17 protein-coding genes and 1 pseudogene are annotated in these 22,055 nt (G+C 69.9%); 8 read left to right on the top strand and 10 right to left on the bottom strand.

Going from position 1 to position 22,055, the window contains the following annotated elements:
• Positions 1 to 369 precede the first annotated feature (369 nt).
• Positions 370 to 1,938 (top strand): acyl-CoA carboxylase subunit beta, encoded by a 1,569-nt coding sequence (locus ACIA1L_RS28665; RefSeq protein WP_396076158.1) that lies wholly within the window; start codon positions 370 to 372, stop codon positions 1,936 to 1,938.
• Here ACIA1L_RS28665 and ACIA1L_RS28660 read toward each other — a convergent pair.
• The 3 genes and pseudogenes from ACIA1L_RS28660 to ACIA1L_RS28650 form a co-directional block, all read right to left on the bottom strand.
• Positions 1,935 to 2,585 (bottom strand): M50 family metallopeptidase, encoded by a 651-nt coding sequence (locus ACIA1L_RS28660; RefSeq protein WP_396076100.1) that lies wholly within the window; start codon positions 2,583 to 2,585, stop codon positions 1,935 to 1,937. The two genes, ACIA1L_RS28665 and ACIA1L_RS28660, sit on opposite strands and share 4 nt — an antisense overlap.
• Before the next feature lie 78 nt (positions 2,586 to 2,663).
• Positions 2,664 to 3,389: a M50 family metallopeptidase gene (locus ACIA1L_RS28655; RefSeq protein WP_396076099.1), complete on the bottom strand. Its 726-nt coding sequence runs from the start codon at positions 3,387 to 3,389 to the stop codon at positions 2,664 to 2,666.
• 2,006 nt (positions 3,390 to 5,395) lie between these two features.
• Positions 5,396 to 6,859: pseudogene (locus ACIA1L_RS28650) on the bottom strand (protein kinase); the annotation flags it as partial.
• Between the two features lie 102 nt (positions 6,860 to 6,961).
• Here ACIA1L_RS28650 and ACIA1L_RS28645 point away from each other — a divergent pair.
• From ACIA1L_RS28645 to ACIA1L_RS28635, 3 genes are all read left to right on the top strand, one after another.
• A complete protein-coding gene (locus ACIA1L_RS28645) occupies positions 6,962 to 7,159 on the top strand; it encodes an acyl-CoA carboxylase subunit epsilon (RefSeq protein WP_396076098.1) in 198 nt (65 codons plus the stop codon).
• Positions 7,160 to 7,288: 129 nt separating this feature from the next.
• Entirely contained in the window at positions 7,289 to 7,906 is a 618-nt protein-coding gene (locus ACIA1L_RS28640; protein WP_396076097.1) for a Maf family protein, read from the top strand.
• A 105-nt stretch (positions 7,907 to 8,011) separates the two neighbouring features.
• Complete coding sequence (locus ACIA1L_RS28635; RefSeq protein WP_396076096.1) at positions 8,012 to 9,766, top strand: acetyl/propionyl/methylcrotonyl-CoA carboxylase subunit alpha; 1,755 nt, start codon at positions 8,012 to 8,014, stop codon at positions 9,764 to 9,766.
• 446 nt (positions 9,767 to 10,212) lie between these two features.
• Here the strand turns inward: ACIA1L_RS28635 and ACIA1L_RS28630 are convergent, their stop codons facing one another.
• A complete protein-coding gene (locus ACIA1L_RS28630) occupies positions 10,213 to 10,695 on the bottom strand; it encodes a hypothetical protein (protein ID WP_396076095.1) in 483 nt (160 codons plus the stop codon).
• Positions 10,696 to 11,249: 554 nt separating this feature from the next.
• On the opposite strand from ACIA1L_RS28630, the gene ACIA1L_RS28625 reads away from it, so the two are divergent.
• Positions 11,250 to 11,972: a DedA family protein gene (locus ACIA1L_RS28625; protein ID WP_396076094.1), complete on the top strand. Its 723-nt coding sequence runs from the start codon at positions 11,250 to 11,252 to the stop codon at positions 11,970 to 11,972.
• A 90-nt stretch (positions 11,973 to 12,062) separates the two neighbouring features.
• Here the strand turns inward: ACIA1L_RS28625 and ACIA1L_RS28620 are convergent, their stop codons facing one another.
• Positions 12,063 to 13,463 carry an NAD(P)H-quinone dehydrogenase gene (locus tag ACIA1L_RS28620; RefSeq protein WP_396076093.1) on the bottom strand — a complete coding sequence of 467 codons (1,401 nt, stop codon included), beginning with the start codon at positions 13,461 to 13,463 and terminating at the stop codon, positions 12,063 to 12,065.
• A 105-nt stretch (positions 13,464 to 13,568) separates the two neighbouring features.
• Between ACIA1L_RS28620 and ACIA1L_RS28615 the strand changes: the two genes are divergently transcribed.
• Complete coding sequence (locus ACIA1L_RS28615; protein WP_396076091.1) at positions 13,569 to 14,030, top strand: gamma-glutamylcyclotransferase; 462 nt, start codon at positions 13,569 to 13,571, stop codon at positions 14,028 to 14,030.
• Here ACIA1L_RS28615 and ACIA1L_RS28610 read toward each other — a convergent pair.
• Genes ACIA1L_RS28610 through ACIA1L_RS28595 form a run of 4 tightly spaced genes read right to left on the bottom strand, consistent with a single transcriptional unit; the run spans position 14,016 to position 17,333 of the window.
• Positions 14,016 to 14,969: a GNAT family N-acetyltransferase gene (locus ACIA1L_RS28610; RefSeq protein WP_396076089.1), complete on the bottom strand. Its 954-nt coding sequence runs from the start codon at positions 14,967 to 14,969 to the stop codon at positions 14,016 to 14,018. The two genes, ACIA1L_RS28615 and ACIA1L_RS28610, sit on opposite strands and share 15 nt — an antisense overlap.
• 14 nt (positions 14,970 to 14,983) lie before the next feature.
• The gene (locus ACIA1L_RS28605) at positions 14,984 to 15,721 is read right to left on the bottom strand and encodes a hypothetical protein (protein WP_396076088.1); all 738 of its coding nucleotides are present in this window, start codon (positions 15,719 to 15,721) and stop codon (positions 14,984 to 14,986) included.
• 45 nt (positions 15,722 to 15,766) lie between these two features.
• Positions 15,767 to 16,699 (bottom strand): hypothetical protein, encoded by a 933-nt coding sequence (locus ACIA1L_RS28600; RefSeq protein WP_396076087.1) that lies wholly within the window; start codon positions 16,697 to 16,699, stop codon positions 15,767 to 15,769.
• 1 nt (position 16,700) lies between these two features.
• Complete coding sequence (locus tag ACIA1L_RS28595) at positions 16,701 to 17,333, bottom strand: MBL fold metallo-hydrolase (RefSeq protein WP_396076086.1); 633 nt, start codon at positions 17,331 to 17,333, stop codon at positions 16,701 to 16,703.
• Positions 17,334 to 17,444: 111 nt separating this feature from the next.
• Here ACIA1L_RS28595 and ACIA1L_RS28590 point away from each other — a divergent pair, with 111 nt between their 5' ends.
• Positions 17,445 to 18,386, top strand: coding sequence for a DUF4349 domain-containing protein (locus tag ACIA1L_RS28590; RefSeq protein ID WP_396076085.1), 942 nt, complete (start codon positions 17,445 to 17,447; stop codon positions 18,384 to 18,386).
• Between the two features lie 4 nt (positions 18,387 to 18,390).
• On the opposite strand, the gene ACIA1L_RS28585 is transcribed toward ACIA1L_RS28590, so the two are convergent.
• Positions 18,391 to 19,650 (bottom strand): amidohydrolase, encoded by a 1,260-nt coding sequence (locus ACIA1L_RS28585; RefSeq protein ID WP_396076084.1) that lies wholly within the window; start codon positions 19,648 to 19,650, stop codon positions 18,391 to 18,393.
• Between the two features lie 442 nt (positions 19,651 to 20,092).
• Here ACIA1L_RS28585 and ACIA1L_RS28580 point away from each other — a divergent pair, with 442 nt between their 5' ends.
• On the top strand, positions 20,093 to 22,024 hold the full coding sequence (locus tag ACIA1L_RS28580) for a serine/threonine-protein kinase (RefSeq protein WP_396076083.1): 1,932 nt from the start codon (positions 20,093 to 20,095) through the stop codon (positions 22,022 to 22,024).
• The last annotated feature ends 31 nt before the right edge of the window (positions 22,025 to 22,055 follow it).

The following is a 22,055-nucleotide window of genomic DNA, read 5'->3' as shown; positions in this document are numbered from 1 at the left end:
GCGAGGCCACCGACGATCAACGCCACGCCGACGGGGGTCATCCATGTTGTCACGTGGTTGGTAACGAATGGTGCATTAAGAACGAAACGACTCCGGCTCGACGCCGCCCCGGCCCGGCGCCTCGACGTGCTCGATACGATCTCCACGGCACGGGCGCAGATCGCGTACCGGCCACCGCGCAGGCAGGCACGCAGCGCCCGCGAGACGGTCCGGCCGGCATCGACCGCCGGCGACCCTCGCGCTGCGAAAGCCCGCGCACGAGGCGAGCGAGCGCGACGAACCGCGACCGCGGAGGACGCGCGCCCGGACGGCGAGCACCGTACGGGTGCGGGCGAGTGGAGGCACAGGACAGTGACGACCCAGCAGGACGTGGAGCAGTCCGACATCCACACCACGGCCGGCAAGCTCGCCGACCTGGCGCGGCGGACGGACGAGGCAGTGCACGCCGGTTCGGCGCGAGCTGTCGAGAAGCAGCACGCCCGCGGTAAGAAAACCGCCCGGGAGCGCATCGAGTTGCTGCTCGACGAGGGCTCTTTCGTGGAGCTGGACGAGCTGGCCCGGCACCGGTCGACCGCCTTCGGCCTGGAGAAGAACCGCCCGTACGGCGACGGCGTCGTCACCGGTTACGGCACGATCGACGGCCGCCAGGTCTGCGTGTTCTCCCAGGACTTCACGATCTTCGGCGGCTCGCTCGGCGAGGTGTTCGGCGAGAAGATCGTCAAGGTGCTCGACCTGGCCATGAAGATCGGCTGCCCGATCATCGGCATCAACGACTCCGGCGGCGCCCGCATCCAGGAGGGTGTGGTCGCGCTCGGCCTCTACGCCGACATCTTCTTCCGCAACGTACGCGCGAGCGGCGTCATCCCGCAGATCTCCCTGATCATGGGCCCGTGCGCGGGCGGCGCGGTGTACTCCCCCGCGATCACCGACTTCACCGTCATGGTCGACCAGACGTCGCACATGTTCATCACCGGCCCCGACGTGATCAAGACGGTCACCGGCGAAGAGGTCGGCATGGAGGAGCTGGGCGGCGCGCGTACGCACAACAGCCGCAGCGGCAACGCGCACTACCTGGCAAACGACGAAGACGACGCGATCGACTACGTCCGTGCCCTGCTGTCGTACCTGCCGAGCAACAACCTGGACGAGCCCAGCGTCTTCGAGCAGCCCGCCGAGCTCAGCCCGAGCGACGACGACCTGCTGCTGGACACGCTGATCCCGGACTCGGCGAACCAGCCCTACGACATCAAGAAGGTCGTCGAGACGGTCGTCGAGGACTTCCTCGAGGTGCAGCCGCTCTACGCGCAGAACATCGTGGTCGGCTTCGGCCGGGTCGAGGGCCGCCCGGTCGGCGTCGTCGCCAATCAGCCGATGCATTTCGCGGGCACGCTCGACATCGCGGCCTCCGAGAAGGCCGCCCGCTTCGTGCGCACCTGCGACGCCTTCAACATCCCGGTGGTCACCTTCGTCGACGTGCCGGGCTTCCTGCCCGGCACCGGCCAGGAATGGGACGGCATCATCCGCCGGGGCGCCAAGCTCATTTACGCGTACGCCGAAGCGACAGTCCCCAAGGTCACGATCATCACCCGCAAGGCGTACGGCGGCGCGTACGACGTCATGGGTTCCAAGCACCTCGGCGCCGACATGAACTTCGCCTGGCCCACTGCGCAGATCGCTGTCATGGGCGCCCAGGGCGCGGTCAACATCCTCTACCGCGGTGAACTGGCCGCCGCCGAGGACCCGGCCGCCCGCCGCGCCGAACTCATCGAGGAGTACGAGGACACGCTCGCCAACCCGTACATCGCGGCGGAGCGCGGCTACGTGGACGCGGTCATCGCCCCGTCCCAGACCCGGATCCAGGTGACCCGCGCCCTGCGTACGCTAAGAACCAAGCGCGAGTCGCTCCCGCCGAAGAAGCACGGCAACATCCCGCTCTAGCCCCTGAGCAGCAGCGCCCCGCCCCAGACCAGGGCGCCCAGGGACAAGAGCCAGAACACGAACAACCAGACCACGTCGCCGATGTGGGTGTGCTGTTGCAGCAGGCCCGCATCGGTAGACGGGTCGGTGTGCATCGCCCAGAACAGCTCCGGCACCTGCCGCACGCCGCCCATCAACAGAAACCACACCCACACGTACGCGAAAGCCAGCTGGACCGGCTCCGCCGAGCGCATCGCCACCACCCAGAGGATCGCCCCGACGGCCAGAATGACGAAGACGCCGAACAGGTTACGAACCATGACGAGTACGCCGGCGAGGAAGACCAGACTCAGGAACAGCACCGTACGCGGATCGAAGTCACGGACGAGCAGCTGCGCACCGGCAAAGCCGAAGATCGACGGCCCGAGGTAGCCGGCCAGCAGCGAGACGAAGGTCGAGACCCAGTTCTCCCGGCCCGGCAGCATCTCACCGCCACCACCGCGGAAGATCTTGACGTGTTTGACGGCCGACCCGAACAGCCACCCGAACACGGCATGCCCGCCCTCGTGGGCGACGGTGATCGCATTTGTCGTGTACCGCCACAGCGGCACCGCACCGACGAACGCCACCAGCGCGGTACTCCACGCTATGCCCGGCTCCGCCGCCATACGCCGAAGCTAAACCTCGGCGTCGACCAGCCGCATCACTTCGCGGTACTCAAAGCGAAACCGTTCGGGTTACCCCGGTTACGCCACCAGCCACTGGCCGGCGAGCATGAAGCCGCCGATGACCAGTGCCGCGACGTTCACGGCGAGGAAGACGCCGACCCAGAACAGTGCGGGGATGTGGGTGAGTCCGGCCAGCTGATCGGGGTCCGAGTCCCGCATCCGGCCCCGGCTGCGCAGCTTCTGCAGCTCGAACACCGGCCGCACCCCACCGAACAGCAGGAACCACACCCCGACGTAGGCGAAGGCGGCCTGCACCTGCGCGGACGCGTACCAGGAAACGGCGAAGACGATGCCGCCCGTGACCACCACGGAGACCGCGCCGAAGACGTTCCTGATGTTGATCAGCATGAGCAGCAGCAACAGGACGGTGAACCACAGCAGCAGCGTGATCCGGTTGCCGCCCAACAGCCATGCCCCGCCCAGGCCGACCAGCGACGGCGCGATGTACCCGGCGAGCAGCGTGAAGATCATGCCGGGCCCGGTCGGGCGGCCCGCCGACAGCGTCAGCCCGGACGTGTCGAACTCCAGCCGAATCCCGCGCAGCTTGCGGCCGGTCAGCAACGCGACGAGCGCATGCCCACCCTCGTGCGCAATCGTCACGGCGTTACGGGCGACCCGCCACAGCGGCCGGAACGCGACCACGAGCAGCGCGATCGCGGCCGTGATCAGCACCAGCGTTCCGGGCGGGTCCGGCTGAGCGCTGAACAGCTCATCCCACAGGTCAGTCACCGACTCGATCGACACAGCCCGGGAGCGTAGCCGATCCGCGCCTCCGCCGGCCCGATGGCTTAGTCCTTCGGCTTGAACCCCTTGAGGATGACGTCCAAGTCCTTACGCCCGTCGTTCCAGTCTTCCGGCGAGACATACCAGTTGATGCTGTACGCCCGCTTCGACCCCACCAGGAAGTTCCGCCGCAGCACATGCTGCCGCCAGCCCGACGGCGTCGTGTAGAAGAACTCCCAGTCCACAGCCTTCGTGAAGTAGTCGACAAACTTCATCTCGCCGACCGGCTCGTAGTCGTTGTACAACCCGTTCGACCGGCTCGCTTCCTGCTGCTTCCAGTCGGCCATCGGATCCGGCTTCGGCTGATTGGTCTCGCCGATGATCAGCAACCGGTGCCCGATCTGGAACTGGTACTCGTCCTCGCCCCAGGACCGCAGTTGCGCATTCGCCGGCAGCGGCACGGTGAACATGGCCTGGCGATCCTCGAACACCTTCCAGCCGTCCGGCACCACCACCGCAGCCGGAGACGAAGGCGTCACGCTCGGCGTCGGCGCCACGGACGGCGTCGCCGAAGCCTGCGGCTTGGTGCTGCTCGCCACCGGAGCCGGACCGGCCTTCCGGCCCTGATCGGTCTGCTCGCCCGCGCCGCGGTTCGCGAACGCCATCGGAACAATGACAGCAACCAGCGCGAGTACGGCGACGAGCATGCCGATCCCGATCACCGTCTGCCGCCGAGTCAGCGTGACCCCGAAGACGGTCAGCCCCCGACGCCCACCCGACGGCGGCCGCAGATTCATCGGCTGCCACACCGGCCGCGTCGCAAACGCAGCCGCCCCCGAGACCGGCGCAACCCCGTCGACGTCGTCCTGAGCCGAGTCGCTGGAACGCGGCGGCGGGATTACCGTGGTGCCGAACTCAGCACCACCCCACTGGGCAGGCGTTTCAGCCATAGCGCTACCGGCTTGGCTTCCGCTGACTTCTTTCTTGTCGGCTTTATTGTCGGCCGCACTCTTACCCGCCTCGCGGTTGCCAGCCTTGCCCATGCCAGCTTCGCTCTTACCCGCCTCGCTGATGGCGGTCTCGCTAGTGCTGGCCTCGCTAGTGCCGGGCTCGTCGCTGTCAGCCGGGCTGGGACTGGCCTCGCTGCTGTCAGACGCGCTGTTGCTGGCCTTGCTGCTGTTGTTGGCGCTGGTGCTGGCGGCTTCGGTGTCCCCACCCTCGCGTGTGCCATGCCCGCTGACCTTGTCTCCACCAGCCCCGTCGGCAGCGGAGGTGACCGTGCTGCTCGTAGTCGAGTCGTCCGTCGCCGGCGTGGCGCTGGCGGGCGACTCGTCGCTGGTCTTGGCTGCATCGGCCGCTGCAGCGGTGGGCTTCGCGGCTGCGGGCTGCCGGCCTCGGCCCTTCTTTCGGGATGGCTTGCTTGCTGCGCCGGCTCGGGCTCCCGCGACAGGCTTGGCAGACGCCGACCCGGTCACAGCCAGTGAACCGTCGACCGAGCTCGCCGTCGCTACGGCTTCGCCGCCGAGCTCTTCGGATGCTGACAATGGAGTTCCGCGCCCAGCTTCAGGTGAGGCTCCTGCCGGCAGCTCAGTCTCCGCGGCCGAGGCGAGGTCGACGTCGGCGTCGGCAGCAAGATCAACGTCAGTGACGGAGGCATTGTCAGTGGCGGAGGCAGCGTCGGCAGCAAGATCAACGTCAGTGACGGAGGCATTGTCAGTGGCGGAGGCAGCGTCAGCAGCCAGGTCAGCGTTGGAGACGGCGTCAACATCAGCAACCGCAGCGTGATCGCGGTCGGCGTCAGCAGCCAGGTCAGCGTCGGAGGCGGCGTCAACGTCAGCAACCGCAACAAGCTCACTGTCAGCGTCAGCAGCGAGGTTAGCGGCGGAAGTCGCGTCGGGCTCGGACTTGAGCTCGGCGGCGCGTTCGGTTGCCTGCCTGGATGCAGATTTGGCTGTGGCGGAGGACGTCGGACCGGGGGACGGCTTGATGGCGGACGTCGGACCGGGGGACGGCTTAGTGGCGGCGCCAGGCTGGGCCGTGGCCTCGTCCTCAGCCGTGGACTGGGCGTTGAGCGGCGTGTCGGAGTCGACCGCGCTGCCGGGTTCGGTCGGGGACGCCGGCTTAGCTGGGGCCGTACCTGAAGGAGGCGCGGGATTGTCCACGCGGGTGACCGAAAGTTCGGGGTCGATGCGGGTCGGTGCGTCGCCGGGGCGCGCGCGGCCCACCGTGGCCTTGCCAGGGGTGAAGATCGGCGGACGACTCGGCGCCGCGGCGCGGCCCTGCGGGACCGGCGGCGCCGCCCGGCCCGACGTGGTCGGCGGCGTGGCCCGGCCCGACGTGGACGGCGTGGCGCGACCCGTGGTGGTCGACGGCGTGGCGCGACCCGGCGTGACCGGCGGGATGGACGTGGAACGACCCGGCGTGACCGGCGGGATGGACGTGGAACGACCCGGCGTGACCGGCGGGATGGACGTGGAACGACCCGGCGTGACTGGCGGAGCCGACGTGGGGCGGCCGGTCGGGTTGGCCGGTGGGCGACCGGGAGCGACCGGGGGGCGCGGGCCGGGAACGACCGGGGCGCTGCCCGAAATGCCGGGCAACAGCGGGGGGCGTTCGCGGCCGGCGCCGGGGCGGCGCATCGTCGCGCTCATCGGGAAACTCAGGCGGGAACGGCGGCCGGTCGCGCGCAAGAGCAGGCGTTCGGTCTCCTCCGCGTTGATGCGGTGCGCCGGGTCCTTGCGGAGCAGACCGTTGAGGACCGGCTTCAGCGGGCCGGCGTTGCGGGACGGCGGCGGATTCTCGGTCGCAAGCGCAGCCAGTGTCGCAATTGCCGATGGACGCGCGAACGGAGAGGCGCCCTCGACTGCGGCGTAGAGGGTTGCACCGAGCGACCACAGGTCAGCGCCGGGACCGGCGGTGCCGTCGCGGGCCCGCTCCGGGGCGATGTAGGCCGGTGAGCCCAGGACCAGGCCGGTGCGAGTCACGTTCGGGTCGCCGGGCACCGTGGCGAGGCCGAAGTCGGTCAGGACGACGCGGCCGTCCTCACCGATCAGGACATTGCCCGGCTTGACGTCACGGTGCACAACCCCGGCGCGGTGCGCGGCCCGCAACGCGCCCAGGACGCCGAGGCCGATCTCGCCAGCACGGTGCGCATGGAACGGTCCGTCGCTGGCAAGAATGTCCTGAAGCGAACGCGACGGCACGTACTCCATGACGATCCACGGGTCGGCGTCTGTCCGCAGCACGTCAAAAACGCGTACGACGTTGATGTTGTTCAGCCGGGCGATCGCGCGCGCCTCCCGCAGCGAGCGCTCCCGCATCTCCTGTCGCTCGTCCGGGGTCAAGCCCGGCGGCGGCACCAATTCCTTGATCGCCACCTCGCGGTGCAGGACGACGTCGGTCGCCCGCCAGACACGACCCATCCCGCCCTGACCGAGCGGCGCAACGAGCCGGTAGCGGTCAGCGACAACAAGCGGGGGGGAAGTAGACATCACGCAGAAAATACCCGGTCTTGTCGAGCCGCAGCGAATCGATCAGCCGAGTGTGGGACGCGTGTCACCGCATACCTGCCGGTCAGATCGTACGCTTGATCAATGAATGAGGAACCGCTGGTCAGCGTGGTCCGGGGCGGACCGACTACAGAAGAGCTGGCCGCCCTGGTAGGGGCCTTGATCGCCACATCAACGGGCGCGGATGCCGCGAAACCCGAGACATCGACGAACGCTTGGATCCGAAGCGTACGCCCCGGGGCGGGTCGCGGGTCGTGGCGGGAGTCCGCCCTCCCCCGCTAGCAGGACGCCCTCCCCAACCCAGCGCGGGGAGGGCACACAGTGGAGGACGACCGGCCAGCCGCTGCCCGGCGGCGACCGTCCGGCGGGGCGGGCTGAGCAAGCGATGCCCGGCTTGTAGCGTTAGCCGTTGTGCAGACTGACCACGGCCTCCGGCTGATTCTCGCATCCGCCAGCCCGGCCCGGCTGGCGTTGCTCCGGGCCGCCGGATTCGACCCTGCCGTGCAGGTGAGCGGCGTTGACGAGTCGGTGGTCGAGGCGACGAATGCCAGTGAGCTCTGCCTGGCTCTGGCACGGATGAAAGCGCGCGCCGTGGCGTCGACGCTCGAGTCTGACCCGGATGTGCTCGTGCTGGGCTGCGACTCCGTGCTCGCGTTCGACGGGGCCATTCTGGGCAAGCCCGCCAATGCGGCTGAGGCGGTCCGTCGGTGGTGCGCGATGCGGGGCCGGTCCGGCGTGCTGCACACCGGCCATCACCTGACCGATCTCGGCGGCAAGCAGGCCGAGGAGGTGGGCACGACCGTCGTTCATTTCGCCGACGTCAGTGACGCCGAGATCGAGGCGTACGTCGCGACCCGCGAGCCCTTGCACGTCGCCGGCGCCTTCACGATCGACGGGTTGGGCGGGTCGTTCGTCGAGCGGATCGAGGGTGATCACAGCAATGTCGTCGGCCTGTCGCTGCCCCTTCTGCGCCGCCTGCTGTTGACCTTCGGCATCACAGTCCCCGCCCTGTGGAAAACCAAGAACTAGCCTGACCTGCACAAACACCCTGTCGCGCACCGATCATCAGGCACATGTCCGGCCGCTGTCCACAGGTCCGAGCGAACGCATGACCGCTGACGATAGGCTCGTCCCGTGCGCAAGGTATTGATCGCTAATCGCGGCGAGATCGCCGTCCGTGTCATTCGGGCCTGCAAAGACGCGGGCCTGACCAGTGTCGCCGTCTATGCGGACAGCGACCGCGACGCGCTTCCCGCGCGGCTCGCCGACGAGGCGTGGGCGCTCGACGGCGAGACGGCCGCCGAGACCTACCTGCGCATCGACAAAATCCTCGACGTCGCCGCCCGCAGCGGAGCCGACGCGGTGCACCCCGGCTACGGCTTCCTGAGCGAGAATGCCGAGTTCGCGCAGGCAGTGCTCGATGCCGGCCTGACCTGGATCGGCCCGACACCGGCGGCGATCCGCGACCTCGGCGACAAAGTCACCGCACGACACATTGCCCAGCGAGCTGGTGCGCCGCTCGTGCCGGGCACGGCCGAGCCGGTCGCCGGCGCGGACGAGATCGTGGCCTTCGCGCGCGAGCACGGTCTTCCCGTGGCGATCAAGGCTGCCTTCGGTGGCGGTGGGCGCGGCCTGAAGGTCGCGCGCACGCTGGAGGAGATTCCTTCCCTGTTCGAGTCGGCCACCCGCGAGGCGGTGGCGGCGTTCGGTCGCGGCGAGTGCTTCGTCGAGCGCTACCTCGACCGGCCGCGGCATGTGGAGGCACAGGTCCTGGCCGACACGCACGGCAATGTGATCGTTGTCGGCACCCGTGACTGCTCCCTGCAGCGCCGACACCAAAAGCTGGTCGAGGAGGCGTCCGCGCCTTTCCTCTCCGCCGAGCAGCGGGAACGCATCCATTCGAGCGCCAAGGCAATCTGCCGGGAGGCCGGTTACCACGGCGCCGGCACCGTCGAATATCTCGTCGGGCAGGACGGGACGATCTCGTTCCTCGAGGTCAACACCCGACTGCAGGTGGAACACCCGGTGAGTGAGGAGACCGCCGGCATCGACCTGGTCCGCGAGCAGTTCCGCATCGCCGACGGGGCGCCTCTCGCACTCACCAATGACCCGGAGCCGCGCGGGCACTCGATCGAGTTCCGCATCAACGGCGAAGACGCAGGCCGCAACTTCCTGCCCGCACCCGGCACCGTCACCGCCCTGACCTGGCCCTCCGGTCCGGGCGTGCGCGTCGACGCCGGCGTCGAGTCCGGCAGCGTCATCGGCGGCAACTTCGACTCCATGCTCGCCAAGATCATCGTGACCGGCGCGACCCGGGCCGAGGCTCTAGACCGCGCCCGCCGCGCGCTGGACGAGACAGTCATCGACGGCATCGCGACCGTCCTGCCGTTCCACCGCCTCGTCGTGCGCGACTCAGCCTTCACCGACGAGCCGTTCACCGTGCACACCCGCTGGATCGAAACGGAATGGGCGGGCGGCGTCCCCGCCTTCACTCCGACCGCCACGGCCACGCCGGAAGCCCAGGACCGCCAGACCGTCGTGGTCGAGGTCGGCGGCAAGCGCCTGGAAGTGCGCCTCCCCGCAAACCTCTCCACCGGAACCCCCGCAGCCCCCGCAGCCCGCCCCAGCACCCGCCGCTCCGGTTCCCGAGCCGCGTCCGCAGCCCCAGGCGGCGCCGCCGCCCTCACCGCCCCCATGCAGGGCACCATCGTCAAAGTCGCCGCCGCCAACGGCGACACCGTGGCCGAAGGCGACGTGATCGTGGTCGTCGAAGCCATGAAAATGGAACAACCGCTCCAAGCCCACCGAGCCGGCACCGTCAACGGCCTCACCGCCGACGTCGGCTCCACGGTGACCGCCGGCTCGACAATCTGCACCATCGACGACTGACACCCGCGTTCCCGGCCTGCCTCACCGCGTGCACAGCAGCCCCGCGCGTGGGGCCCGACCGGGGCCGGGCCGGGCCGGCGTCGAGCCGTTGAACCAAGCAAGCCCCGCGTGCGTGGGGCGCCCGTCGAAGAATCCGCGCGGGGACGTTGTGGCCCCAGCAGCCCCGCGCGCGTGGGGCGCCCTAGCTCGTGCGCGATGCCCGCGAGCTTGGCGGCGGGGCGGCCGCATGGCGAGGGCGACGTCGTCACCAGCCAACCCTGCACATGCAAAGGCAGGGCGACGTCGTCACCAGCCAACCCTGCACATGCAAAGGCAGGGCGACGTCGGCTACCAGCCCAACCCTGCACACACAGAGGAAGCCTGGCGAGCTGGCGGCAAGGCCACGACACCCGCACTCGCGGCGCACACCAATGCAGGCAGCGGGACCGGCACCGCGCGATCTGGTCTCAACACGCCGACGTTGAGTGGTCGCGGAACTCTTCGTCGGTCATCGCGACCGGGGCTGCGGTGTCGTCGGCCGAGGTCGAGACGACCAGGGCGCCACGGTCCAGATCTGCCGCGGTGAACTCCGAGTCGTCTAGGCGCCTGCTCTGGTCGGCGTTCCAGGCCAGCACGCGATAGCGTTTTCCCGCATCGAGGCCAGCCACCCCCTGGAGGGGATGCCACCGGTCACCGGGATCGGCCAGGTCGATGCTGATGATCGGCTCGTCGACCGGCTCGCCAACCGCTTCCCAACTCGCCACGGTCGCACCTCGCCCACCGTCGGCATCAATTTCTTCGAGCGCCACCAGGTGCACGCCGCCGAACCGGGGGCACGACGCGAGAACCAGTACCGGACCCCGCTCGCCGTCCCGGACTCCGGTTACCCCGCTGACCTCCGGAGTGCAGCCACCGAGCGGTGTGGCCGCGACTGTGCTGCGCCACCTCATGAGTGACGATCCTGGTCGCGGTAGATCACGCTGGAGTGACGACCGAGCATGAGCAACTCCGGTCCGCTGCCGACGTTCACCCAGCTCAGCGGATTGCGGACGCGTGTGACGAGGGGCGCAAAGTTGGGCCGCCGGTACGGGACCTACCGACGGCCCGGGCGTCTCGCCGGATCGGGCCGGTGCCCAGGCGGACGCCATCGTCCGCACGTCGAGAACGGGGGACTCGACGTCACGGACTGCCCACCAAGGTACGCCCGCGAGCGCCCCACCAGAAGCGGCAGCATCTCAGAACCCCACCGGTCGCGGGAGTTCGCCCCGGGCGGCGGGTCGGCCGTTTGGTCAGACCCGGCCCGAGTCCCCACGAGAAATGTCCGGAAGGTTTGAGATTGGGGAAAGGTTCCGCGTCGTGTACGGCGGGTACGCCGCGGAGGACGTACCGTGTCGGGCATCACCCTTAGGCGGGCCTGATCAGGGCGCATGCTGAACTCAGCCCATTCTCAGGTGCGCGCACGGACAATGCCGTGGACCCCTGGAGCCGTGAGGTGGCCGATCCGATGAGCGACCTGTTGACCGTGCTGGGTACGCCGGCGTGGGCCTATCTTGCTCTGTTCGGGTTCCTGACCGTCGACGCGATGGTGCCGGTGGTGCCGACCCAGGCGATCATGATCACCTCGGGGGCGCTCACGGTATACGGCAACCTCAACCTGGCGCTGGTCATCGTCGTCGGGGCGTTGGGCATGTTCGCCGGTGACTCGATCGCGTTTGTGCTGGGGCGGACGGCTGCCGGGCACCGGGGCAGTGGACGGCTGGCCGCGCTGCGCCAGCGGTTCGGGCCGGGTGCCGAGGCCAAAAGCGGAAAGGACGGCTCGAAGACGCGGCGGGCTGCCGAGCGGTTCACTCGTGGGCTGCGTAAACCCGGGCCCTTGGTGCTGCTGCTCTGCCGGTTCGTGCCCGGTGGCCGGATGGCTGCGGGCTACCACGCTGGGCGCACCGGCTATCCGATCAAACTGTTTGTGCTGTATGACGGCGGCGCGGCGCTGGCTTGGGCCACCTACGGCGGGTTGGTCGGTCATGTCGGTGGCACCGCGGTGACCCAGTCGGCGTGGCGGCTGTTCGCCATTGCCGCGACGGCCGCGGTCATCTTCGGCACGGCTGGCTGGATTCTTGCCCTGTCCGGCGGTCGCAAAGAGGCCGCTGACGCCGATCTGCCCGAGGACGCCGCGGGCGAGGACGAGCCGGTGCCGAACGCTCCGGTCCAGCCCGTCCACCCCGGCTGACCGCAGAGCCCCGGACGAAAAACCTACCCGGGGCCTGCGGACGATAGCGGACCGGCCCTGAAGACCCAGCCACGGCAGCAGGCCGGGGTTCTACTGGCGCTCGTGCAGCATGAGCTGGCGGGCAGCCTCGGCGATCGAGCCGGACAGGGACGGGTAGATCGTGATCGTGTGCGCGAGCTGGTCGACCGTCAGGTTGTTCTCGATCGCCATCGTGATCGGCAGAATCAGCTCGCTGGCCTTCGGCGCCACGACGACGCCGCCGACGATCTGGCCGGTTGCCGGGCGGCAGAAAAGCTTGACGAAGCCGTCTCGCAGGCCGGCCATCTTGGCGCGGGCGTTGCCGGTGAGCGGCAGCATGACCTGCCGGGCCGGGACCTTGCCGGCGTCGACGTCGTCCTGGGACAGGCCGACGGTAGCCAGCTCGGGGTCGGTGAAGACGTTGGCGGAGACGGTGCGCAGGCGCAGCGGCGCGACCGCCTCACCCATGGCGTGCCAGATGGCGATCCGGCCTTGCATGGCGGCGACGCTGGCCAGGGGGAGGACGCCCGTGCAGTCGCCGGCGGCGTAGATGCCGGGCACGTTGGTCCGGGACACCCGGTCGACCGTGATGTATCCGCCGTCGGCGACGTCGACGCCGTACTCGCGCAGGCCCAGGTCGGTGGTGTTGGGGACGGCACCGACGGCCATGAGGGCGTGGGAGCCGGTGACGACGCGGCCGTCGGCGAGGGTGACTTCGACGCCGTCTCCGGTGTTGACGACGGAGTCGGCGCGGGACTGGTTGAGGATGGTCATGCCGCGTTCGCGGAAGACGCGTTCGATCGCCATGGCGGCGTCGGCGTCCTCGTGCGGCATGACGCGTTCGCGGCTGGAGACCAGGGTGACCTCGATGCCCATGGCGAGGTACGCGCTGGCGAACTCGGCGCCGGTCACGCCGGAGCCGATCACGACGAGGTGGCTGGGCAGCTCGGTGAGGTCGTAGACCTGGCGCCAGTCGAGGATGCGCTCACCGTCCGGCACGGCGGTTCGCAGGACGCGGGGGGTGGCGCCGGTGGCGAGCAGGACCGTGGCGGCGTCGACCGTGTACGGCGCTTTGCCGTGCGGGGTGATCACCACCTGGTGGGTGTGGCCGAGGGTGTCCTCGCCGAGGCGGGCCCGACCCTGGACGACGTCGACGCCGGCTTTGACGAGTTTGGCCTGGATGTCGCCGGACTGGGCGAGGGCGAGCTTCTTCACCCGTTCGTTGACGGCTACCGCGTCGACGGTGACGCCGTCGAGGCCCGCGGACCGGACGCCGAACCGCTCGTTGTGCCGATAACCGGTCACCACTTCGGAACTGGCGATGAATGTCTTGGAGGGGACGCAGTCCGAAAGTACGCACGCACCGCCGGCGCCGTCGGACTCGACGAGGGTGACATCCGCGTCGAGCTGCGCGGCGACCAGTGCCGCCTCGTATCCGCCGGGGCCACCGCCGATGATCACGATCCGACTCACGCGCTCTACCTCCGTTGTTACGTTTCGTCACTTACGTGACTGAGTTGTGCCGACACGCACACCTCGTATTCTCCACCAACGGCATGCCGGGCTATCGTCATCGCCGTGGGTCATTACGCCGCGTACGGCTCCAACCTTGATCCGGCCCGGATGCGGGCCTATTGTCCGCACTCGCCGATGGTGGGTGTCGGGTGGGTCGAGGGCTGGCGCCTGACCTTCGCCGGGGAAGGCGACCTGGGCTGGGAGGGCGCGGTCACGACGATCGTCGAGTCCCCAGGCGACCGGGTCTTCGTCGCGCTCTATGACGTGCACCCTTGGGACGCCGCCCAGTTGGACGAGGTCGAGGGCGTGACCGCGGGGGCGTACCAGAAGCTCACCGTGCGCGTTTCGACCCTGGAGGGCGATCTGAGCGCCTGGGTTTACGTCTTCCACGGCTATGAGGGCGGCCTGCCGACGGCCTGGTACCTCTCGGAGATCGCGAACGCCGCCGAGAAGGCCGGCGCGCCCGACGACTACGTCAACGAGCTCCAGCACCGGCCCACCCGCACGTCGTCACCCGAGGTGTAGGACCCGCTGATAGATGTTGGCCTGATAGAGCGGCCGCATCCCGACCCCGTGATAGAGCTGCGCGGCCCGGGTCGGATTAGCCAGGTCAACCCCGAGGCCGGCCGTGCTGCGCCCTTTGGCCGCATAGGCCGCAAACGCCCGACGCAACAGAGCTTCACCCACACCCCTTCTCCGGTACGCCCGCAGCACGGCAAGCGACCGCACCCAGCCCGCCCCGTCCGCCACCTGAGAGTCGGCGGACTGCAGCACGCCGGCCCATTCGCCGTCGACGAAGCCCACGAACCACTCGTCGTAGGCGACGCTGGCCTCGGCGTCGACCTGGGACTGCCACGTCTCGTAGCTGGTGCTCGCGTGGTCACTGTCGCGGAACGCCTCGGCAATGGTGGCGTGGAACCGCCGGAGCTCGTCCGGGCGTACCGGTCGGATGGTGATGCCGGCGGGCGGCTCGGGTGCTTCCGGGGAGACGCCGTCGAGGGACATCGACATGCGGGCGTGTTGCTTCAGGAAGTCGAATCCGGCGTCGGTGAGCGCCTCGATCCACGGTTGCTCGGTGGGGATCGCTCCGGCCCGTACGGTATAGGTTGCGTGACCGAATTCCCTGGCTCGCTCGGCGGCCCGGGTGAGCAGCAACGCCAGGAGTGGCCGCTGCGCGGGGACGCCGCGCTCGGGCCAGACGTAGACCTCGAGGAAGTCGCGCTCCCCGCCGGTCGGGTTGTGCGGGTAGGCCCAGCCGGCGATGGCGCCATCGGCGTCGTACGCCAGCCAGCAGTCCCGGGCCATGTCGGTGTGGGGCCCGGTCAGGGCTTCCCGCACTTCTTCTTCCGGGAAGTCGGGCTCGCCGACTGCCGCGATGTCGCTCGCGTGTGCCAGGGCCAGGATCTCGGGAATGTCGTCGAGGGTGGGCCGGCGGGTGTGCCAGCCGGGCGGCAGCGAAGTCACCGCGCCAGCCTGCCTCATCTCCCCAGGCGGTGCGACAGGGATTCGAGCAGCCCGATCAGTTCGACGCGTTCCGCCCGGTCGAGGGTGCCGTACGCCTGGCCGGCCAGCGATCCGGCCACGGCTTCCGCCCACATGAGACGCCGGACGATCGGGCCGGCCGGCGGGTAGGGCGGCTGCCAGCCGAAGGCGACCGCTCCGGTTTCGCCCTCGGGACCGGCGATGATCGCTTGCAACGGGGTGAGGCCACTCGCGCGGACGGCGACGACGTGCACGCCCAGCCAGTGTTCGTGCAGCAGGTGCAGCAGCGCCGCGGCCTGCGCTCCGGGTGATGCATCGGGCACCGGCATGGCCCGCCAGGCGGCGAAGAGCGGCAGGCCCGCACAATCCACTGCGGACACGACGCGCTTCGACAGGTCGAGCAGGCGGGCGAGGCGGGGAAAGCCGCCGAGCTGGTCCACGCCCCAGCGGCACAGTTCGTGCAGGTGCCAGGCGGCAACTTCGACCGGCGGCGTTGTCTTGGCCGCAGCTTCCCAGCCGTCGGTGACGGCGTCCGGGGCGATGAACCCGATGGCGGCGGCCACCGTTTCGGGACGAACGTCGCCGAGCGCACCCGCCCGCGCCGACACGTGGTACGCCCAGCCGGACAGTCCCATCAACCGGGCGCGGCGCAGCGTGTGCGGGGACTCGGCGAACGCCCCGACGAGGGACGTGAGTCCCGGCCGGGCATTGGCGGCTGCCTGTTCGGGGGTCACACGATGAGATTCTGCTCTTCCACGCCGGATCTGGAAAACCGACCGTCAGTCCGGCTCCTCGGCGTCGAGATCCTCGATGGCTGCTTCCACGTCTCCGACGTGCCGCCGGGCAGTGGACGCCTCCCGTTCGGCGGACCGGCGCGCCAGTTTGCGCCGGGACACCTCGGCCTGCGCAACGAGGCGTTGGCGTTCCAGCTCGGCGATCTGTTCTTCCAGCTCATCGACGGCTCTGCTCGCGTCCCGCTCGGCGGTTTCGGCTCGCTCCAGCGTGGACTTGGCTTTGCGATCGGCGGCCTGCGCGGTCCCGAGTTCTTTACGCAGCTCGCGGTGCCGGGCCGCCCGCTCGTCCCGCGCTTTCTGCTCTGCGCGCTGCCGCCGGTCGTCTCGGAGGGAGACCGGCCTGACTTCCTCTTCCCCTTCCTCATCCTCTTCCGCCGCGTCTGTGGCGGATTCCGCGGAGGTCACCAGGCGCAGCCGGGGCCGGGGCACCTCGCCGAAACCGGCGTAGGTCGCGGCTTTGACCAGCCGGCCGCTGCGGACCTGATCGGCGACGTCCGGCTCGGCCAACGCCGCGCTGAGCGTGGCCTCCACCTCGGCCATCGGCAGTTTCACCTTGCGCAGTGCGGGGTCTTCCTCGACGGCAAGCTGCTGCGCGGCCCGCACCAGCGCAGAGACCGCTTGACGGCGCTGCTGGGACAGCTCGCGCAGTTCATCGCCCTGCAGGCTGCGCTGGGCGTGGCGCAATGCCTCAGCCAGCTCCACCAGGTCGGAGATGAGCTCGGGGCGACGCAGAGCGAGCAGGTTGACCAGCCAGGCCGCCACCGTGGGCTTTCGCAGGGCGGCCAGCCGCTTCGCGGTCTCTTTGTCGCCGTCCCCGCGGGCGGCGGCGACAGCGGCGGCCCGGCCCGCCACGAAGCCGTCCGGGTGCGCTTCGTAGAGCTGCCGGATCAGCTCCTCGGTTTCGGAACGGTCGGCCACGTCAGCCGATCGTGGTGCCGGGAGCGACGTGCGCGTACTTCGTGCCGCCGAGTCGCTCCAGGTGGCCGTCCGACACCTGCGCTCCGGTCTCGGTGAGCAGATGGTCGTGCAGGGCAAAGGCCCGTTCCGGTCGGACCGCACGGACGAAATCGATCGCCTCGCTGAGCTTCATCCAGGGCGCATTCAACGGTACGAACAAGGTGGCGACCTCGGCGTCCGGGACGGTGAAGGAGTCGCCGGGCGTGTATACCGAGTCGGTGCCGTCGGAGATCAGGTAGCCGAGGTTGGCGATCCGCGGGATGTCGTCGTGGATCACCGCGTGCTGGCCCCCGTACGCGCGGATGGTGAAACCCGCGGCCTCGAGCTCGGCCCCTGGCTCGACCGCGACGGTGCGGCCGTCGAACTCCGCCAGCTGGGGCAACACGTCGGCGTGGGCATAGACGGTGAGGTCCGGCCGCTCGCCCAGCGCCGCGGTGAGCGCGCCGACGTCGAGGTGGTCGAAATGCTCGTGGGTGATCAGGACGGCGTCGGCGCCGGTCAGGGCCGACCGCTCACTGAACGCGCCAGGGTCGACGACGAGGACCCCGTCGCCCTGAAAGCGCAGGCAGGAATGGGTGTACTTGGTGACCCGCACGTGACTCCTCCGCCGCCGAATCGTGACCGTCCGTATCGCAGTCTGCCGGAACCGCCGGGCCTTCGCCCTGCGTCCGAAGAGTGCAGACCTCGACGGGGACGGAGAACAGCCATGACAATTACCGCTTCGACTTCTACCAGGACGGCACGACGCGCCCGGCAGCGGGCGGCGGCCGCGATCTGCGCCGCGGCACTCGCGCTGACCGGCTGCAGTGCCGGCAGCAGCGAGTCCACACAGAGTTCCAAGATCGTGGAAGGCGGCGCCGCGCCGGCCGACCAGGCAGCGGCCCCCGCTCCCGCGCAGGAGCAGCAGGGGAAGGACGCGACGGCCAAGGCGCCGGATCTCAGCGTGGACCAGCGGTCGATCATCTACACCGGATCGATAACGCTGCGGGTGGAGAACGTCAGCACCGCGGCTGCCCGGGTGACCGGCATCGTGACCGGCGCTGGTGGGTTCATCGGCGGCGACAAGCGCAGCAGCTCCGGCGAGGGGCCGGCCGACGCCACGCTGACCCTGCGCGTTCCGGCCGACAAGTTCCAGGCTGTCGTGGATCAGGTCGCCGGGCTCGGCAAGGAGGAACAGCGCGGCATCAACACCGAGGACGTCACCGAGCAATCGGTGGACCTGCAGGCGCGGATCGCCACCCAGCAAGCCCGGGTGGACAGCGGCCGCAAGCTGCTGGCTCAGGCGAAGTCGCTCGATGACCTCATCTCGCTGGAACGCGAGGTGGCGTCCCGGGAGTCCGATCTCGCATCGTTGCAGGCAAAGCAGCGCCGGCTGGCCGACCTGACGGCACTGTCCACGATCACCGTGGTGCTGCTGGACCCGAAGGCCACGGACACCCCGAAGGAGGAAGATCCGGCCGGATTCCTCACCGGGCTCAAGAACGGCTGGGGTGGCCTGCTGACCTCGCTCGGCGTCATGGCGACCGTTCTCGGGTGGCTGCTGCCCTGGCTCCTGCTGTTCGGCCTGCCGGTGTGGGCCGCCATCTACTTCGTGCGGCGGCGCAAGTCCCGTCCCGTCCTCGCGCCGGCGCCGGCCGAGTCGAAGTAGCGGGTCAGAACGCGCCGGTGGCGAGCGCGGCCAGGGCGGTGTGCACCATGACCCGGACGCCGTACCCGATGCAGCGCTCGTCCACGTCGAAGTTGCCCTGGTGCAGGTCGTAGCGGATCTCGGCGCCTGGAGTGCCGGTGCCGAGCCGGATCATCGCGCCGGGCACGCTCTCCAGATAGAACGAGAAGTCCTCGCCACCCATGCTGATCTCGGCCTCGACCACCCGGTCGGCGCCGAGCGCGGCACCGGCGGCGCCCGCGATGACGGCGGCGGCCATCCGGTCGTTGATGACCGGCGGGACACCGCGGTTGTAGTCGACTTCAGCCTCGGCGCCGGTCGCCGCGATCACGTCGCGGATCAGCTTGGTGACCAGCTCCGGCGCCGCGCGCCAGGCGTCCCGGTTGAGGATGCGTACGGTGCCCAGCACCTCGCCCTCGCCCGGGATGGCGTTGAACGCCTGGCCGGCCTTCACGGCGCCCCACACCATCGACACGCCGGCGCGCGGGTCGACCCGGCGGTCCAGCAGGGCCGGCACGTCCACGATGACCCGACCGAGCGCGTGCACCAGATCGGTGGTGAGGTGCGGGCGCGCGGTGTGACCGCCGGGGCCGGTGAGGCGGACCCGAACGGTGTCAGCGGCGGCAGTGAACGGGCCGGAGCGTACGCCGACCAGCCCGGCGGGAAGTTGCGGGTAGCAGTGCAGCGCGAAGATCGCCGCCACGTCCTTCAGCGCCCCGGCGGCGATGACCTCCGGCGCTCCGGACGGCACGCACTCCTCGGCGGGCTGGAAGATCAGGCGGATCCGGCCGGGCAGCTCACCCCGCTGGTGCAACTGGGCAAGGGCCAGCCCGAGGCCGAGGAGCACGGTGGTGTGCACGTCGTGGCCGCACGCGTGGGCGACCTTCTCGACCGTCGAGCGGTACGGCACATCCTTGGTGTCCTGCAGGGGCAGCGCGTCGAGGTCGGCGCGGAAGGCGATCACCCGGTCGCCTTCGCCGATGTCGCAGATCAACCCGTTGCCCTTGGGCAGCAGCTGCGGGCTGAGCCCGGCGACGGCCAGCTCACGTGCGATGAGCGCGGCGGTCTCGAACTCGGCGTTGGACGGCTCGGGGTGTGCGTGGATGTGCCGGCGGATGGCGACGAGTTCGGCGCCGCGGGACGCGAGCCAGCGGTCGAGCTGGCCGGGCAGGGGTTCGGCGCCGGGCGGCGGGCCCGGGAAAGGTGCCGTCTCCGCGCCCTCGGGCGCCGTCAATGCACTCGTCACGTCGGTTTCTCTATCGCTCTTGAGGGTTTGGCCGTTTTCCGCAACGCGCGACAGCCTAGCCCCAGGTTGGTGACGCTGTGCAACGCCATTCCCGGATGGATGGGATCGCGCAGTGTCACGAAAGCCCTGATGGGAGCGTTCTCCGGGCGGCATCCGTGCACCACCTCCTACAACGGGTTACGAATCGCGGAGGTGACGCGGTTCAATCCTCACCAAGGTCACACCGACCTCCTCCACCGTGGCATGCCGAGGCAAGGTCGCGCAGTCCGACGGGGTGACGGATTTTGTACGCACCGTCCGATAAGTTCCACTCTGCGCTACGGCACGACCACGCAGGGTCGAGATCCGGAGATCACCCTGAGATCGGCTTTTCGAATAGGGGTAGGACCCGGCAAGATAGCGGGGTCGACCCGCCCCCTAGACCCCCTTCGGTGGCACCTTCGTGACTCAGATCCCGACGTGGAGCGCTGGTAACGCCGCTCCGACCAGCGGACGCGCAGCTCCGGGCACGCTGATCGGCGGGCGCTACACGCTGCGCGCTGCGGTCGGTCACGGCGGCATGGGCACGGTGTGGCGAGCCGCCGACACCCTGCTGCGCCGCGACGTGGCGATCAAGGAAGTCATCCTCCCGCCCGGCCTGGCACCCAGCGACCGCGACGCCATGTACGAGCGCACGATGCGCGAGGCCCGCGCCGCCGCCGCCCTGCAGCACCCGGCCGTCGTCCAGGTCTACGACGTCGTGCACGAGAACGGCCGACCCTGGATCGTCATGGAGCTGCTCGAGGCCCGCAGCCTCGCCGACATGGTCATCGAGGACGGCCCGGTCGCGGGCCGGGTGGTCGCCAAGATCGGCATCGCCCTGCTCGGCGCCCTCGAGGTGGCCCACGCGCACGGCGTCCTGCACCGCGACGTCAAACCGGCAAACGTGCTGATCTGCACCGACGGCCGCTGCGTGCTCACCGACTTCGGCGTCGCGCGGATGCCCACCGACGTCCAGCTCACCACGCCCGGCATGGTGCTCGGCTCGCCGCACTTCATCTCCCCCGAGCGGGCCATGGGCAGCGACTTCGGCCCGCCCAGCGACCTGTTCTCGCTCGGCGTCACGCTCTACACCGCGATCGAGGGTCGGCCCCCGTTCGACAAGGGCGACCCGATCGAGACGATGCATGCCGTCGTCGAGGACCCGCCCACGCCGGCGGTGCGCGCGGCTTCGCTCACTCCCGTACTCATGGGCTTGTTGGAGAAGGACCCGGCCCGGCGCTTCGACGTGCAGACCGCCCGCACGATGCTGCGCCAGCAGCTTGCCGGGCCGCTGGCGAGCAAGGCCCCGGCGCACCTGATGACCGACCCCTATTCGGTGGTGCCGTCGCAGCGCCCGCCGGCCGCGGAAACCCAGCCCATCCCGCCGCCGCAGCAGCAGCCCCCGACGTCCGGGCAGATCGGTGGCCGCGCCATGCTGGCGCCCGGTGACTCGCTGGCCGGGCATCTGGCGAAGCGCACCGACGACTCCGGCTCCCGTCGACCCGGCGGCAATCCCGCGAGCCTCGACCAGCCGACCGGGGCCTACCCCGGCCCGCCGCCGGAAGGCGATCGCACCAGCGTGATCCCGCCCGCGACGGACGGCGACACCACCAGCGTGATCCCCCCGCGTCAGCAGTGGGACGGCGCCCGCGCGGCCCGCGAGCCGATGCCGGGCGGCACGGTGGTGGTGAGCCCGGCGGCCAAGCGCAAGGCGGTCATCGACAAGTCGGTCACGGCCGCCCGGGAGGTCACCGGCAAGGCCGTCCGCACGGTGCAGGGCTGGCCGCGCAACACGCAGATCGCCGTTGCTGCCGGCGTCGTGGTGCTGCTGGTCATCGCGCTCGTGCTCGCCTTCTCCGGCGGAGACGACACGCCCAGCAAGCCCACCACCCCGGCCGCGGCGCCTCAGCAGGGCCAGGCCGCCGCGCCCTTCCCCACGGTCTCCTACCAGGGCCGCGGCACGACCGTGTCGGTCCCCAAGGGCTGGAAGAAGCAGTCTGGCGGCAGCTGGGTTGACTACGTCGACGAGGGCGCCGAGCGCAAGGTTCGGCTGCTGGTCGAGTCCGGCAACGGCACCGCGCAGAACTTCCTCAAGATCGCGGAGAGCAATCTGAAGAAGAAGGGCTCCAGCTGTCCGAAGCCGTACGGCCAGGTCGGACTCATCGACCAGACCATCGCCGGCCAGCCCGGCGCGGTCCTCGAATACACCTGCGGCGGCACCCGACACGGCCTCTGGGGCGCGGTCATGCGCGACGGCAAGGCGTATTCCTTCTACCTGACCAGCACCGAACAGCAGTTCGCCGACAGCAAGCCGGTCTTCGACGAGCTGGTCCGCACGTTCACCCTGGACTGAGCCGGACGCCGCAAAAATCGACGCCCGGGGT

Origin of the sequence: Actinoplanes sp. NPDC051859, assembly GCF_044452725.1 — a bacterium.
Lineage (GTDB): Bacteria > Actinomycetota > Actinomycetes > Mycobacteriales > Micromonosporaceae > Actinoplanes.
This window is presented reverse-complemented; position numbering and strand designations above follow the sequence as displayed.

Coding starts and splice junctions, on each gene's coding strand:
- ACIA1L_RS28625 (WP_396076094.1), top strand. CDS start 11,250: ATGAGCGACCTGTTGACCGTGCTGGGTACGCCGGCGTGGGCCTATCTT.
- ACIA1L_RS28645 (WP_396076098.1), top strand. CDS start 6,962: ATGAATGAGGAACCGCTGGTCAGCGTGGTCCGGGGCGGACCGACTACA.
- ACIA1L_RS28590 (WP_396076085.1), top strand. CDS start 17,445: ATGACAATTACCGCTTCGACTTCTACCAGGACGGCACGACGCGCCCGG.
- ACIA1L_RS28630 (WP_396076095.1), bottom strand. CDS start 10,695: ATGAGGTGGCGCAGCACAGTCGCGGCCACACCGCTCGGTGGCTGCACT.
- ACIA1L_RS28660 (WP_396076100.1), bottom strand. CDS start 2,585: ATGGCGGCGGAGCCGGGCATAGCGTGGAGTACCGCGCTGGTGGCGTTC.